The sequence below is a fragment of the Microbacterium sp. MYb66 genome, from assembly GCF_002979435.1.
Lineage (GTDB): Bacteria > Actinomycetota > Actinomycetes > Actinomycetales > Microbacteriaceae > Microbacterium.
The window spans coordinates 211,642-226,346 of record NZ_PCOV01000001.1 but is presented as its reverse complement, the minus strand read 5'-3'; the positions used below and the strand labels follow the sequence as shown (position 1 = coordinate 226,346).

Here is a 14,705-nt window from a genome sequence, read left to right as displayed (position 1 = left end):
CTCCGGTCAGATGGCTCATCCCCCCGCGGGGAGCCGCCCCGACGCGTCGGACCGCGATCGCCTGACGCGCCCTGAGCGAACACGGTCCGCCCGTGGCGGATGCTCAGCCACCGCGGGCGCGCGGGAAACTAGGATCGGGTCATGGCTGGATTTTGGGGCAGACGCAAACGCGAACAGGAAGAACTCGCCGCACAGGACGCCGATCTGGCGCGTCGCGCGGAGCAGGCCCTGGTCGGAGCGGACGAACGCATCCGCACCACGACGGATGAGCTCTCCTTCGCGGAGGCCGAGCTCGGCGAGTCGCTCACCGCAGACCTGCGCAAGGCGCTCGCGGCGGTGCGCACCCACCTGCGCGAGGCCTTCCAGCTCCACCAGCTGAACCACGATGAGATCCCCGACACCGTCGAGGAGCTCCGTACCCGCAACGCACGCATCCTGCAGCTCTGCGACTGGGCGCAGGACCTGCTCGATGAGAAGACGTCCGTCCTCGCCGATTCCATCGCCCGGGTGCGACGTGCCCCCGAGGTCATCGCGCAGGTGCGGGCGGATGCTGCGGCCCTGAGCGCCCGAATCCCGCAGACCAACGAGGCCGTCGCGCGGCTGTCGGCCCGTTACTCCGACTCCGCGATGCACCAGATCACCGCCAGCGCCGCCGAAGCGGAACAGCTCATCAGCTTCGCGACCCACAGCGCCGACGTCTCGGAGCGCCGTCGGGCGGCCAAGCAGAATGAAGAGGCGAACGTCGCACTCGAGACCGCGACCGAGGCCACTCGACGCGCTTCGGCTCTGCTCGACGCCGTCGAGGACTTCGAGATCGAGGCACTGCGCGCGGAATCCACCCTCGCCGAAGTCGTCGCCGATTCCCGGGGCGACCTGATCGCCGCACGCACCGCCCCGTCGGTGCCCGCCGTCGCCGAAGCGGTCTCCGCGCTCCAGAACGCACTGGCGGCACTGACTCCGTCGGGCATGCCCAACGACCCCTTCGCCGAGCTCTCGCAGTTGCGCGACGCGAACTCGGCCTTGGACGACGCGATCGCCAAGGCGCGTCATCGCGCGGAGAACCCGCTCCCGAGCATCGCGCAGGTGCAGCACTCGATCGACGACGCGGATCGGCAGCTCGGCGTCGCCCGCGGCCTCATCTCCGGGCATCGCGGCTGGATCGGCGCCGACGCGAGGACGCGTCTCGCTGAGGCGGAGCGACTTCGAGTCGACCTTCCCGATCTCCTTCCCTCCGAAGACACGCGTGAGGCGGCACTCGTCCAGGCGCGACGGGTGGCTCATCTCGCATCCGAGGCCCTGCAGCTCGCGCAGCGAGACATCGACTCCTCCCGTCCGCAGGATCAGGACTGGGGTGGCGGCGGCGGCTGGGGCGGTGGACCGCGTCGCGGTGGTGGCGGTGGCGACCTCGCCTCCGGCATCCTCGGCGGCCTCGTGATCGGCAGCCTCCTCGACGGCATCTTCGACTGACGCTTCGGAGTCGACGGCATCCGGACGCCGGAACGGAAACGGCCCGGTTCCCTTCGGGGGACCGGGCCGTTCCGCAACTCGGATCAGGAGGCGAGCGCCTCCGAGGGCGGAGCCTGGGTGCTCAACGCGATCACGCCGTAGTCCCACCCCTTGCGGCGGTAGACAACGCTCGGGTGGTCGGTGCGGACGTCGACGAACAGGAAGAAGTCGTGTCCGACCAGTTCCATCCGATCCACGGCCTCTTCCACGGTCATCCACTCCGCTTCGAAGCTCTTCGTGCGGATGACGACGGGAGAGTACGTCTCCTCCTCGCTCTGCTGCACCGGAACGGTGCCGGTCGCGACCGCGTGGAGGATGTCAGCCGACGCCGGCTGGACGTCGATGCCCTCGAGCGCTCCGCTCTCCTTCTCGAAGTGGGCGCCGCGCGGGTGCTGTCGACCATCGACGCGCTTCTCCTTCGCGCGACGCAGCTGCTCGGACATCTTGTCGACAGCGAGGTCGAGAGCAACGAACTTGTCGCCGTCCGTCGCCTCGGCACGGACCACGGGTCCCTTGCCGACCAGCGTCAGCTCGACGGTCTCATCGGGGACACGACCATTGCGATACACGCGATGGGTGACCTTCACGTCCAGTCGCTGCGCCCGAGACGCGAGCATCTGGATCTTGGCGATCTTCTCTTCGACAACGGTTCGGAAGCGATCAGTGATACCCACTCCGACGCCAACGATGCTGATTTCCATTGCTGCCTCCTTGTCCCGGTCCTCCCGGCCAAGGGCGGACCGTGGTCGCCTTGTGTCCCCCACCGTAGTCCGCCCGTCCATGGATGTCACGGGCACATTCCCCTGTGTCGTCGGTGTGTTCCCGATGAGGTTCATCCGAATCCGGCGCGGTGCGGCGTGGCGGCGAGCGCGACCGCCGCGACGACGCGGAAACCGGCGGCCTCGAGGGCACGCGCTGCTTCGTCCAAGGTCGCCCCCGTGGTGACGACGTCGTCCACGATCACCGCCTCTGCCCCCTCCGTGCGTCGGCGCGCCCGCATGGACCCGCGCACATTCGTCTCCCGATCCTGCGCACCGAGCCCTCTCTGATCGACGGTTCCTGCGACCAGTCGGAGCACCCGCTGCGGCTCGGCGTGCGCGCGACGGACGAGGAGCTCGGGCACGCGGTAACCTCGGCGGCGGAACGCCTTGCGTGCCGTGGGAACCGGTACCACCCAGGTCATCGGGGTCACGTCAGGGAGCAGAACCGATTCGAGCATCGCCCCGAGCGGGCGGGCGAGGAATGTGGCGCCCTCTCCTTTGAGTCGGCGGATGCAGCGCGCGGCCACCCCCTCGAACGGGATGGCCGCCCGGAACGGCATCCCTCGTGGCGTCGCTCCGACCTGCGGTCGCGGGACCAGCGCTCCACGGCATCGCGAACACAACAGGACCCCCGGCTCTTCGCATCCCGCGCACGTGGCCGCGAGGAGGAAAGCGGCGATCTCGGCACCGATCCGGAGCAGGTCAGACTTCGTCCCCATGCACCGATTCTGCGGGCACGCTGACGCCACCCGCGACGGGGATCGTCTTCCCGAACGAACACGCTGACAGGAGAACCCGGTGCAGGGAAGGTCATTCCCCCACGCGGGTGGCGAGCACCGAGACGCCGGACGCGACCTCTCGCCAGGCCGACCCCGCGTGCGCGAAGAGGTCGCCGGTCGCTCCGAGGATACGCACGCCGGCGGCCGAGCGCGCCCCGGCGGCAGCGATCGCGTCGGCGGGGGCCGCTTCTGTCGCTCCGGGGCCGCCGACCATCTGGGTGATGAGGCTCGGGCTGCTCGGATCGACGAGCACACCCAGCCGGTCGGCGCCCAACCACACCAGGCCTGTTGCCGGCTCGGCGATCTGGATCAGCTGCTTGATGTCTCCGAGCTCGATCGGAATCCCGGCCGAGTCGCGGACGACGACCGCGACGACGACCCACCGCTGCTTGCCGACCGTGATGACAGCCGCCACCCGGGTGCCATCCGCGGCGACCCTGACGTGGGAGACAGCGGAGGCAGTCGGCCAGGCGTTTGCGATCGGGTGCGCCACCACATCGCTCCCCGAGGCCTGGAGCGCACCGGGGTCGCCGGCAGGAACCGTCCAGGTGTAGCCGTAGGGGTCCAGCGACGGCTCGATGAGACCCTGACGCGCATCCAGCTCGTCGAGGTTCCCCTCGCCGACGAGATAGACGTGACGATCGCCGAGCTGCACGGCCGCGCGGGAATCATCCGCCGCGAGGTCGATCGAGACGATGGGCTGAGGGATGGCTGCGATCTCGGCGCTGATGCCGTCGATCGGAGAGATCTCGTCCCCCACGATCCGTCCGAATGCGCCGTTCTGCAGCACGAGGGTGCCGACATCGGGGGTCGGCTCGACGACATCGACCACGCCCGCGTCGAGGCTGCGACCGTCCACCGTGAACTGCACCTGCGTGACCGCGACTCCGGCGGCCCTGAGCGTCGCCTGCAGCTGAGTGCGCATGCGGGAGAGCGTGGTCTCATCGAGGCTCGTCGCAGGGCGCGAGAGAGCGACCTCGGCCACCTGCCCGGTGATCGGGACAGCATCCTGTGCCAGCTGCACGTCGGCGGGGAAGGCGTTCTGCACGGCGGGGTCGAGCCAATCGCTGGGCGCTCCGCCGATCAGAGCCTGGGTCACCGTCGTCGCAGGGCTCTGCCGCCGAGGGAACCACCGCATGTCGGGTACGAGCCGGGACCAGCTGAGGTCGAAGTACTGCAGCGGATACCCGGCGAAGACGTTCGTGAACCGTGGTTCGTCGATCACGACGCCGTCCGGAGCCTCGGTGATGCGCCACTCCCCGTCTTCCATGCGTTCCAAAGAGAACGGCATGTTGGACGCCCCCAGAGCCTCCGAGTACGCGCCGGTCTCGTCGACGCTCGCGATCAGATCGAGGAGCACCTGCACCTCGGCGGAGCCTGCGTCCTCCACCTGCTCCTCCGGGACGGTCGAGGTGATGGTCCGGGTGTCCGTCCCGACATCGATCGAGACGCCTGCTCCCGGGCGCCACGTACGCTGCAGCCCCGGAGCCAGGAACTCGCGGGCAGTCGCCCAGTTGTCCGAGGTCGTGATGCCCGCCTCCAGAAAGCCCTCGACGATCTCTTCAGGACCCGATCCCTTGATCGGTCCCGACGCCACGGGAAGGAAGTCGAGGTCTTGAGACGACTCACCGAGCTCGAGCCCGGCTGCGACGTTGCCGCTGGTCGGAAGTCCCGCGCACGCGGGGAGGAGCAATGCCGCGAGCACCAACACCGCGCCGCGCAGCATCCCCTTCGAACTCACCCGCGTCATGATCCGTCCCCGTCGTCGAACAACTCGGTGCGCAGCTCGGCCAGAGAGATGGGCTGTGTGGCGTCGCCGATCTCCGCCAGCGGCTCCTGCGGCTCCACCGGGATCGGGCTCGGACCCTCCAGGACGGCGTCGTGTCTCGGAATCGTGAGGACGAAGTTCGTCCCCACACCGAGCTCGGACCACACGGCCAGCGTCCCGCCGTGCAACGTGGCATCGCCGAGGGCGATGGACAGTCCGAGTCCGGTCCCCCCGATCGTGCGCTGACGGGAGGGGTCGGCGCGCCAGAACCGATCGAACACGCGCTCGGCGTCGCCCGGCTCCATTCCCAGGCCGAAATCGCGCACACCCGCGGCCACGGCGTGCTGGTTGCTGTCGATCGTGATGACGACCGGACGCCCCTCACCGTGCTCGATGGCGTTGCCGATCAGATTGCGAAGCACCCGCCGCACGCGTCGCGGATCCATGTCCACGGGCGAGTATCCTCCGGGAGCCACGAGCCTCAACTCGGTCCCCCGACCGTCGGCCAACGGCCGCATCTGATCGATGATGTCCTCGGCCAGGTGCGCGAGGCTCGTCGCCTCCAGCTCGAGCTGCACCGAGCCCGCGTCGTAGCGGCTGATCTCGAGCAGGTCGGAGAGCAGGGTCTCGAACCGCTGCACCTGGGTGTGCAGCAGCTCTGCCGTGCGCGCGGTGGTCGGGTCGAACTCCCCGCGCTGATCGTTGAGCATGTCCGCTGCGAGCCGGATCGTGGTCAGGGGGGTCCGCAGCTCGTGCGAGACGTCCGAGACGAAGCGCTGCTGCACCATCGACAGCTCCCCGAGCTCCTTGATCTGCGCCTCGATGCTGTCCGCCATGGCGTTGAAGGAGCGCCCGAGGACCGCCAGCTCGTCTTCTCCATGCACCTCGAGACGCACGCCGAGGTCGCCGGCGGCGAGACGGGCGCTCGTCTCAGAAGCCTGGATGATCGGCGTGGACACCGCGCGGAGCACGATCCAGGAGATGGCCGCGACGATCGCGACGAGTCCGATCCCGGCGATCCACAGCGTGCGCTGCACGAAGACGAGGGTCTGGTTCGCGTCGCCCAGGTCGTAGGCGAAGTAGATCTCGAAGGGCCCGGCCTCCGGCACCTGCAGCTGCTGACCCACGACGATCCCCGGGACCACGCCGCCATCATCCACAGGCAGTGCCACGGACTGCCACGTCTGGCGATCGTCGAGCTTCACGACGCGTGCTCGCAGTTCCGGGCTCAACAGGCTCTCGTTGAGCCCTGCCTCGAATCCGTTCAGCCGGACGCCGTTCGCATCGGTGTCGATCTTGTACCCCGCGAGCTGGTCCGTGCTCGAGGTGCGCGCGAGCACCTCCGGGATGCTGCCCCAGAGCGCTGCGAGGGCGGCCGGGTCGTCGCCCACCTCCGCCACATCGAGGATCCCCTGGGCCTGGTCGACGGCGCGGCGGGCGTCTTCGAGAGCGACGTTCTTGCGCGAGATGAAGAGGTCGTTCTGGATCACGAGCGCCATCGTCACGCAGGTGATGAAGATCGCCAGCGAGGTCGCGAGGAGTGTGATCGAGAGGGTGCGGAACCGCAGAGAACGTCGCCAGAGGACGCCGAGCATGGTCGGCCAGCCTCGCCAGTCGCGCAGAACGGCGACAGTCGCGGTGGTCGCTGTCGTCGCGGCCATCGTGCTCCTAGCCGACGCTCCCGGCACGGTAGCCGACGCCACGCACCGTCATCACGATCTTGGGGTTGTCCGGGTCGAGCTCGACCTTGGCACGGAGGCGCTGCACGTGCACGTTCACCAGACGGGTGTCGGCCTTGTAGTGGTAGCCCCAGACCTGTTCGAGGAGCATCTCGCGGGAGAACACCTGCTGCGGCTTGGACGCGAGCGCGACGAGCAGCTGGAACTCGAGCGGCGTGAGTGCGATCGGCGCCGTCCCGCGACGCACCTCGTGCGCGTCGACGTCCACGGTGAGGTCGCCGACTCGCAGCTGCTCGCTGGTGGTCTGCGGTGTCGGCCGGAGCCGGGTCCGGATCCGCGCCACGAGCTCCTTCGGATTGAAGGGCTTGACCATGTAGTCGTCTGCGCCGACTTCCAGCCCGCGCACGACGTCGGCGGTGTCGCTGCGCGCCGTGAGCATGATGATCGGGACGCCCGATTCGGCGCGGATGCGGGTGCAGATCTCGATTCCGTCCATGCCGGGGAGCATGAGGTCGAGCAGCACGAGGTCGGGCCGCTGGGTGCGCCACTCGTCGACGGCTCGCGCACCGTCTGCACAGAAGACCGGCTCGAAGCCCTCGGTGCGCAGCACGATCCCGATCATCTCGGCGAGCGCGGTGTCGTCGTCGACCACGAGAATGCGTGAGGTCATAACAGTTACCTTATGGCACCGAGTCCCGCCGCCCCCAGGTCTGCGCACCACGCGTGGGATATGACACGATGGGAGCGCACGACGGAGGGAGTGCCATTGACTGGCCAGACGTGGACGCCTGCCCCGAAGAAGGGGATCATCCCTCTTCACCCCCTGACGTTCGGGATGCTGCTGGGGAAGGCGTTCGCCGCCCTCCGACACAACCCGAAGGTGCTCTTCGGCTTCGCCGTCGCCATCCAGTTCGTCGTGGTGATCGCGACGGCCGGGGTGATGGGCGTGGTGCTGTTCACCACCTTCTCCCGTCTGGAGACCGTCTCCCCCTCGTCCCCGGATTTCGAGGCTGTGCTCGCGGGAACGATCGCCATCAATCTGATCGCAGGACTCGCCGTGGGACTCGCGTCGATCGCGTTCACCGCGATGATGCAGGGCGTCGTCGCCGCGGAAGTCGGATATGCCGCGATCGGGGTGAAGGCCACCCTGCGGATGCTCTGGCGTCGGATGGCCCCGGCGTTCTGGCGCCTCGCCGGCTTCGCGTCTCTGTCGGTCGTGGCCGTGTTCGGGATCTTGGCGATCGTCGTGGGCATCGTCGCGGCCTTCATCGCCGGGGGAGCGGGCGGCAGCGTCGAACTCATCGGGGTCGTCGTGCTCGTCGTGATCCTCATCGCACTCGCCTGCGTCCCGCTGGCCGTGTGGCTGACGACGAAGCTGCTGCTGGTGCCCTCGATCCTCGTCCTCGAGGGTGCCCGGTTCCGAGAGGCTTTCGTCCGCTCCTGGCGACTCACCCGCGGACGCTTCTGGGTCGCCTTCGGAGTGACCTTCCTCATCAGCCTCATCATGGGCCTCGCGATGCAGGTCGTGAGCTTTCCCGTCACACTGCTCAGCTCGCTCCTGGGCTCGGTGGTCGCGCCGACCGGCGCTGCGGAGCCGAGTGCGATCATCGGCTACGTCCTGGCACTGGTGGCGCCGCAGGTCCTGCTGCTCGTGATCCAGGCGATCACACTCGTGGTGCAGAGCACCGGCGCCGCCCTCGTGTACCTGGACTGCCGGATGCGGTACGAGGGACTCGACCAGACGCTCATCGCGTACGTGGAGCGCCGGGACCTCGGCTGGACCGACGAGCAGCAGGGCGATCCGTTCCGGCTCGACCCCGCGCGCGCCGTCACCGCAGCGCCCCCGCCCCGCCAGGTGCCGGAACACGTGATGATGTCCCAGGGATACCCGTATCCGCAGTACGGCACCCCGGCGACGGCAGCGCCGCAGCCGTACCCCGGACAGCCGTACCAGGGGCAGCCGTACCAGGGGCAGCCGTACCAGGGGCAGCCGTACCAGGGGCAGCCGTACCAGGCGCAGCCCTACCCGGCGGAGCCGCAGTACGGCCAGCCGCCCGCAGCGTTCCCGCCCCCGCCCCCACCGGCGCCGGTGGGTCCGGCCGGAGCACCGCAGACCCCTCCGGTTCCCGCGCCAGGGCCGGCCCGCGATGACGATGGCTGGACCGCGCCCGGCCGCGACGACACGGCATGATCCGACGGTTAGACGACCTGTACGTTCCCGACGGGGACGAGGCTCGACGCTGGGCGGAAGAAGAACTCTCGAACCCGCGCTACGCCGATGCCAAGCCGACATGGTTCGACCTCGTGGCGCGTGATGTGGGGCGTTTCCTGGCTGATCTGTTCAGCTCGGAGAACGGGGCCGGCGTCGGTCCGTCCGCCCTCATCATCGTCACGGTCATCATTGCGGCCGCATTGATCGCGGCCCTCATCATCTGGGGAAGACCGCGCAGCTCACGCGCCGTCCGACGCGCCCGAGGGGACCTGCTCGGGGCGAGCGATGACCGCAGCGCCGCACAGCTCCGATCCGACGCCGAGCGCGCCGCCCGTGACGGCGACTGGGATTCGGCGACCATCCTGCGGTACCGCGCGATCGCGCGCAGCCTGCTGGAACGCGACCTGATCGACCCCGCTCCCGGCGCCACCGCCCAGTCGATCGCGCGCGAGGCGAGCGCAGTGTTCACCGACGAAGCCGACGCCATGCGTCGCGCGGCTGTCGCCTTCGACGATGTCCGCTATCTCGGTCACCCGGCGACGGCGGCGAGCTATCGCGACCTCGCCGACACCGACGACCGGCTCCGCGCACGTCGTCCCGAGGCGGTGATGGCGTGACCGTCATCGATCGAGAGGCGCCGGCTCCCTCGACGGCAGAGCGCCGACCGAGCCGTATGAAGACGATCATCGGCTGGGTGATCGTGGTCGCGCTCGTGCTGATCGTCGCATTCGTCGCACTCCGCGTCAGTGCGACCGCGCCAGGCGATCACCGGGCACTCGATCCCGAAGGCCGCGACGATGCCGGTGCCCTCGCCCTCGCCGAGGTCCTGCGCGATCAGGGCGTGGACATCTCCATCCACCGCTCACGCGCAGAGGCACGTGCGGCGATCGACGAAGACACGACACTGGTGATGGCCAACCCGTATACCCTGACCGACGACGCGCTGGAGACTCTGCTGGAGCCGGCCGACCGCATCGTGTTCCTCTCCGCGAGCACTCATCTGTTGAACACGCTGGACATCGGAGACAACGCGTCGGGATCGTTGTCCGAGGCCACCGCCGGATGCTCCGTCGCCGAGTTCGCCGATGTCGGGACGATCCGCGCCGACCGGCTCTTCTCTCCTGCCGACGGGGTGACCGCCTGCTTCGGGGACGCCGAGGGCGCCGCCGTGCTCGTCGATGAGCGTGCGAGCGCACGTCGCACGGTCGTGGAGGGAACGAGACTCTTCAGCAACGAGTACCTCGCCGAGGACGGCAACGCCGCACTGGCACTCGCGCTGCTCGGTCAGACCGACCGCGTCGTCTGGTACGTCCCCACCTTCGCCGACTCCGACATCGAGGCGGAATCCACTCCGACTCTCGGCAGCCTCACTCCGCCGTGGGTCACACCTGCGATCCTGCTGCTGATCGTGGCCGGGATCGCGACGGCGATATGGCGCGGCCAGCGCTTCGGTCCGCTGGTCGCCGAGACGCTGCCGGTCACCGTCCGGGCGTCCGAGACCATGCACGGCCGAGCGCGCCTGACGGCGAAGGCCGGGGATGCACCCCATGCGGCCCAGGCACTCCGCGACGGTGCACAGCGGCGGCTCGCCCGTCGCCTCGGGCTCGCCGTGCACGGCGGGGCGGACGAAGTCGCCGACGCAGCATCCGACCGACTCCGGATTCCCCGTGGCGCCCTGCAGGCGCTGCTCGCCGGCCCGCTCCCGGCCGACGACGCCGGCCTGATCGATCTCGCCCGCCGCCTCGACGAACTCGAGCACGCCGTCGACGAGAGCACCCGCAGCACGAGGGGCGAGGAATGATCGACAGAGCCGAACCGACCACCCATCCCAGAGAAGCCGAGGGAACCACGTGACCGTTGAGAATCACCCCCTGGACGACGCCGCTCTCCGCCAGGCCATGCACCGTGTGCGCACCGAGGTCGACAAGGCGGTCATCGGCCAGGCCGGCACCGTCACAGGTCTCCTCGTGGCGCTGCTCGCTCGAGGCCATGTGCTCCTGGAGGGTGTCCCCGGAGTCGCGAAGACGCTGGTCGTCCGCTCGTTCGCCCGGGCGCTGGGCCTGGACACCAAGCGCGTCCAGTTCACGCCCGACCTGATGCCCGGCGACGTCACGGGCTCCCTCGTGTACGACGCGCGCACCGGCGAGTTCGACTTCCGCGCCGGTCCGGTCTTCACGAACATCCTTCTCGCGGACGAGATCAACCGGACCCCGCCGAAGACGCAGGCGGCTCTCCTCGAGGCGATGGAGGAGCGCCAGGTCTCGGCGGACGGCGTGAGCCGGCCACTTCCCGACCCGTTCCTCGTGGCCGCGACGCAGAACCCGATCGAGCATGAGGGTACCTACTCCCTTCCCGAGGCCCAGCTGGACCGCTTCCTGATGAAGCTCGTCGTCGGCATGCCGGAACGCGACGCCGAGGTGTCCGTGCTCCGCCGACACGCCGAGGGCTTCTCCCCTCGCGAGTTGACCGGAGTCGAATCCGTGGTCACCGCGGACGAGATCCGCGCGGCGCAGCAGGCGGCATCCGCCGTCGAGGTCACGGACGACGTGCTCGGATACGTCGTCGATCTGGCACGGGCCACCCGTCAATCCCCCTCCGTCGAGCTCGGGGCGAGTCCGCGGGCCTCCACGGGCCTCCTGGCGGCGGCGAAGGCGTGGGCCTGGCTCAACGCCTCGTCCGCCGTCACACCCGACCACGTGCAGACGATGCTGGTGCCGGTGTGGCGTCATCGCCTCCAACTGCGCCCCGACGCGCAGATGGAAGGCGTGTCGGCCGATGCCGTCCTCACCTCCGTCGTGCAGCAGACCAGGGTCCCGATCTAGGTGTTCGTCACCGGCCGCCTCGCCGTCGCCCTCGCCGTGGGCGTCGTCCCGCTCGTCCTCGCCGGGCTGGCGGGATATCCGGCGTACGCGGTGCTCGGCGCCTGGCTGGGTCTGTGCGCGCTCCTGGTCGCGATCGACGTCGCTCTCTCAGCCAGCCCTCGATCGGTGACGGTGAGCCGACGGCTGCCGAAGCGTGCCCGCATCGGTGAGCCGGTGCCGGTGAGCGTCGCGCTCCACAACCACGGCAGCCGAACACTGGACGCGGTGATCCGGGACGCCTGGCAGCCCACGGCAGGGGCGCCGCCGGAGCGACAGCACCTGCGTGTGGAACCGGGAGAGCGCGGTCGTGTGTCGATCCCGCTCCGCCCACGTCGACGGGGGGAGCTGGTGAGCGAGTTCGTGATGATCCGCTCCCGCGGTCCTCTCGGCCTCGCAGGACGGCAGGCGCGACATCTGGTTCGCGGAGCGATCCGGGTGCTGCCCGCCTTCTCCTCACGCAAGCACCTCCCCTCTCGCCTGGCCAGACTGCGCGAACTGGACGGGAACACCAGCATCCAGGTGCGTGGCCAGGGCACCGAGTTCGACTCGCTGCGCGAATACGTACGCGGTGACGACGTGCGCTCGATCGACTGGCGCGCCACTGCTCGCGCCGGCACCACGATGCTGCGCACCTGGCGCCCCGAACGCGACCGTCACGTGGTCATCATCATCGACACCGGGCGCACGTCGGCGGCCCGCGTCGGCGACGGCACCCGGGTCGACGCCTCCCTCGAGGCCGCCCTGCTGCTCGCCGCCCTCGCCTCCCGCGCCGGCGATCACGTGCATCTGCTGATGTACGACCGCGTGGTGCGCGGCCGAGTGACGGGCGTCGACGGCGCGGCCCTGCTCCCGGCGATGACCGATGCCATGGCGCCCGTGCATGCGCGTCTGGTGGACACCGACTGGCACGGCGCTTTCGCTTCGGTCCGCACCCTCACCACCCGTCCCTCCCTGATCGTCGTGCTCACCGCGCAGGACGCGGCCGAGTCCGCCCGAGGATTCCTCGGAGCCTTCCCGAACGCCTCCCGCGCGACCACCGTGCTCGTCGGATCGGTGACCGATGACGGCATCTCCGCTCTCGCGCGTCGACGCGGCTCCCGCGAAGAGGTGTATCTCGCGGCGGCGGCGGAGCGGACGCTCCGTGACGCCGAGAACGTCGCCGATGCGATCCGGCGTGCCGGAGGCGAGGCGATCGCCGCAGATCCGGAAGAGCTGCCGCCGCGCATCGCCGACCGCTACCTCGAGCTGAAGGCCGCCGGCCGACTCTGACCCGCCCTGGCCCCGGCGGCGCGTCGCGGGCCGTCGTCAGCCGGCGACGAGGCGCGGAGTCCCCGCCTCGTACTCGACGAGGTCGCCGGTCTCCCCCTGCCGGTGCGCTCGCCCGCCGATCACGATCATGTAGATGAGGAACACGGCGAGCGCCGCGGCGCCGATACCGATCTTCACCGGCCACGGCAGCGCCCATCCGGTGACGAACCCCTCGACGAGACCGGCGAGGAAGAGGGCGAAGATCAGACCGATCGCGACGGTGGCGAGTGCCCTCCCCTGCTCGGCAAGCGCTTCGCCGCGCGAGCGATGTCCCGGAGCCACCCAGGCCCAGAACACATGCAGGCCGGCGGCGGCGGCGACGAAGATGCATGTCATCTCCAGCATCCCGTGCGGAAGGATGTAGAGGACCATGATGTCGGCCTTGTCGTGCGCCGCCATCACCGCGCCGGAGGTGCCGAGTCCCATGGCGTTCTGCACGAGCATGTACACCGGCCAGATCCCGGTGACTCCGAAGAGCACGCACTGCATCGCGATCCATGCGTTGTTGGTCCAGACCATGCCCATGAAGACTGCGGCAGGGTTCTCGGTGTAATAGCCGGTGAAACTCTCATCGGCGTACTGCTCGAGGGCGCCCGGTGAACCGAGGGTCGCGACGAGCGCGGGGTCGCTCGCGATCCATGCAGCGGTGCCGACGGCGATGGCGATGAACGCGATCGCGATGACCAGCGTGGTCCAGCGAAGTCGGTAGAGGGCTGCCGGAAGCTGCAGCCGGAAGAACCGAGCGGTCTGCGTCAGGATGTTGTCGGCTGCGCCCGTGAGTCGCAGCCGGGCCCGGACCAGGATCGTCGACAGATAGGCCCCCTGCGGGGAATCGCCGACCGATGTCTTCAGCTCGGCGAGGTCGGCGGACGCCGCGCGGTAGCGCACGATCAGCTCGTCGACTCGGTCGCCGTCGAGTCGGGCGCGGCTGAGTTCCTCCAGCCGCTGCCATTCGGCGCGGCGTGCATCAGTCAGCGCATCGGCATCCACCTGATTTACTGTACTCATGTCTGTCCCGATCGACGTCTCCGACGAGGTGCTCTCCGGCGAAGCCGTCGCGATCGATGTACAGCCGGTCGGCTTCCTGCTGCGGGCGCTCGGCGCCGTGATCGACATGCTCCTCGGCTACGCCGTCTTCATCCTGTGGATCTTCCTGCGCATCTGGCTGCTGGACGTCGGGATCCTCGATGACACGACCGACCGGATCGCCATGATCTCGGCCCTCGTCGTGAGCTTCGTCGTCCTGCCGATCACCATGGAGGTCGCGCTCAAGGGGCGCAGTCTCGGCAAGCTCGCCGTCGGCGGACGGATCGTCCGCGTGGACGGCGGCGCCGCCGGGTTCCGGCATGCGTTCATCCGCGCACTCCTCGGAGTGCTCGAGATCTACATGACCTTCGGCGGCGTCGCGGTGCTGACCGGTGCCTTCAACGCTCGCTCGCAGCGACTCGGCGACCTGGTCGCCGGAACCTACAGTCAGCGCGTCCGCACGCCGGCGCTGACCTCGCACGTTCCCCTGCTCCCCCCGGAGTTGGCGGGATGGGCGCAGATCGCCGACGTGGCTCGTCTGCCCGATCGGCTCGCTCGTCGCATCTCGCAGTTCCTGCAGAGCGCGCCGCGCATGGTGCCGGCGGCGCGGGCACGGGTGGCGCACGACCTGCTCGCGGAGGCGACTCCCTTCGTCTCGCCGATGCCGCCCGTGGCGCCGGAGCTGGTGCTCATCGGCATCACGGTGCTCCGCCGGGAACGCGAGCGCCGGGCGCTGGAGAACGCCGACCGCCGAGCAGAACGGCTCACGGGACGCCGCGTCGGCGTCTGACCCCCGCCGGCGCGC

At 69.6% G+C, this 14,705-nt stretch carries 13 protein-coding genes; 7 read left to right on the top strand and 6 right to left on the bottom strand.

Annotated features, from left to right (window positions below; translation table 11 throughout):
* Nucleotides 1-141: 141 nt before the first annotated feature.
* A complete protein-coding gene (locus CQ045_RS01050) occupies nt 142-1,467 on the top strand; it encodes a hypothetical protein (protein WP_105720850.1) in 1,326 nt (441 codons plus the stop codon).
* A gap of 83 nt (nt 1,468-1,550) precedes the next feature.
* Here CQ045_RS01050 and hpf read toward each other — a convergent pair whose 3' ends face one another.
* The 5 genes from hpf to mtrA all read right to left on the bottom strand — a co-directional run bounded on the left by hpf (nt 1,551) and on the right by mtrA (nt 7,163).
* Complete coding sequence (gene hpf / locus CQ045_RS01045) at nt 1,551-2,207, bottom strand: ribosome hibernation-promoting factor, HPF/YfiA family (RefSeq protein ID WP_105720849.1); 657 nt, start codon at nt 2,205-2,207, stop codon at nt 1,551-1,553.
* A gap of 131 nt (nt 2,208-2,338) precedes the next feature.
* Entirely contained in the window at nt 2,339-2,986 is a 648-nt protein-coding gene (locus CQ045_RS01040) for a ComF family protein (RefSeq protein WP_105720848.1), read from the bottom strand.
* Nucleotides 2,987-3,077: 91 nt separating this feature from the next.
* A complete protein-coding gene (locus CQ045_RS01035; RefSeq protein WP_258130853.1) occupies nt 3,078-4,796 on the bottom strand; it encodes an LpqB family beta-propeller domain-containing protein in 1,719 nt (572 codons plus the stop codon).
* On the bottom strand, nt 4,793-6,475 hold the full coding sequence (gene mtrB / locus CQ045_RS01030) for an MtrAB system histidine kinase MtrB (RefSeq protein ID WP_105720846.1): 1,683 nt from the start codon (nt 6,473-6,475) through the stop codon (nt 4,793-4,795). The genes CQ045_RS01035 and mtrB overlap by 4 nt, the downstream gene beginning before the upstream one ends.
* 7 nt (nt 6,476-6,482) lie before the next feature.
* Entirely contained in the window at nt 6,483-7,163 is a 681-nt protein-coding gene (gene mtrA / locus CQ045_RS01025) for an MtrAB system response regulator MtrA (protein ID WP_105720845.1), read from the bottom strand.
* A 96-nt stretch (nt 7,164-7,259) separates the two neighbouring features.
* Here mtrA and CQ045_RS19090 point away from each other — a divergent pair, with 96 nt between their 5' ends.
* The 5 genes from CQ045_RS19090 (at nt 7,260) to CQ045_RS01000 (ending at nt 12,835) form a co-directional block, all read left to right on the top strand.
* On the top strand, nt 7,260-8,684 hold the full coding sequence (locus tag CQ045_RS19090) for a glycerophosphoryl diester phosphodiesterase membrane domain-containing protein (protein WP_105720844.1): 1,425 nt from the start codon (nt 7,260-7,262) through the stop codon (nt 8,682-8,684).
* Nucleotides 8,681-9,322: a DUF4129 domain-containing protein gene (locus CQ045_RS01015; RefSeq protein ID WP_105720843.1), complete on the top strand. Its 642-nt coding sequence runs from the start codon at nt 8,681-8,683 to the stop codon at nt 9,320-9,322. Before CQ045_RS19090 ends, CQ045_RS01015 begins: the two co-directional genes overlap by 4 nt.
* Entirely contained in the window at nt 9,319-10,506 is a 1,188-nt protein-coding gene (locus tag CQ045_RS01010) for a DUF4350 domain-containing protein (protein WP_105720842.1), read from the top strand. The genes CQ045_RS01015 and CQ045_RS01010 overlap by 4 nt, the downstream gene beginning before the upstream one ends.
* A gap of 97 nt (nt 10,507-10,603) precedes the next feature.
* Entirely contained in the window at nt 10,604-11,527 is a 924-nt protein-coding gene (locus CQ045_RS01005; protein ID WP_258130937.1) for a MoxR family ATPase, read from the top strand.
* Nucleotides 11,528-12,835 carry a DUF58 domain-containing protein gene (locus CQ045_RS01000; protein ID WP_105720840.1) on the top strand — a complete coding sequence of 436 codons (1,308 nt, stop codon included), beginning with the start codon at nt 11,528-11,530 and terminating at the stop codon, nt 12,833-12,835.
* Nucleotides 12,836-12,871: 36 nt separating this feature from the next.
* Here CQ045_RS01000 and CQ045_RS00995 read toward each other — a convergent pair whose 3' ends face one another.
* On the bottom strand, nt 12,872-13,864 hold the full coding sequence (locus CQ045_RS00995; protein ID WP_105720839.1) for a stage II sporulation protein M: 993 nt from the start codon (nt 13,862-13,864) through the stop codon (nt 12,872-12,874).
* A 16-nt stretch (nt 13,865-13,880) separates the two neighbouring features.
* Between CQ045_RS00995 and CQ045_RS00990 the strand changes: the two genes are divergently transcribed.
* Nucleotides 13,881-14,690: an RDD family protein gene (locus CQ045_RS00990; RefSeq protein ID WP_105720838.1), complete on the top strand. Its 810-nt coding sequence runs from the start codon at nt 13,881-13,883 to the stop codon at nt 14,688-14,690.
* Nucleotides 14,691-14,705 lie beyond the last annotated feature (15 nt).

Coding starts and splice junctions, on each gene's coding strand:
- hpf (WP_105720849.1), bottom strand. CDS start 2,207: ATGGAAATCAGCATCGTTGGCGTCGGAGTGGGTATCACTGATCGCTTC.
- mtrB (WP_105720846.1), bottom strand. CDS start 6,475: ATGGCCGCGACGACAGCGACCACCGCGACTGTCGCCGTTCTGCGCGAC.
- CQ045_RS01005 (WP_258130937.1), top strand. CDS start 10,604: ATGCACCGTGTGCGCACCGAGGTCGACAAGGCGGTCATCGGCCAGGCC.
- CQ045_RS01035 (WP_258130853.1), bottom strand. CDS start 4,796: ATGACGCGGGTGAGTTCGAAGGGGATGCTGCGCGGCGCGGTGTTGGTG.
- CQ045_RS01050 (WP_105720850.1), top strand. CDS start 142: ATGGCTGGATTTTGGGGCAGACGCAAACGCGAACAGGAAGAACTCGCC.
- CQ045_RS01015 (WP_105720843.1), top strand. CDS start 8,681: ATGATCCGACGGTTAGACGACCTGTACGTTCCCGACGGGGACGAGGCT.
- CQ045_RS01040 (WP_105720848.1), bottom strand. CDS start 2,986: ATGGGGACGAAGTCTGACCTGCTCCGGATCGGTGCCGAGATCGCCGCT.
- CQ045_RS00990 (WP_105720838.1), top strand. CDS start 13,881: ATGTCTGTCCCGATCGACGTCTCCGACGAGGTGCTCTCCGGCGAAGCC.
- mtrA (WP_105720845.1), bottom strand. CDS start 7,163: ATGACCTCACGCATTCTCGTGGTCGACGACGACACCGCGCTCGCCGAG.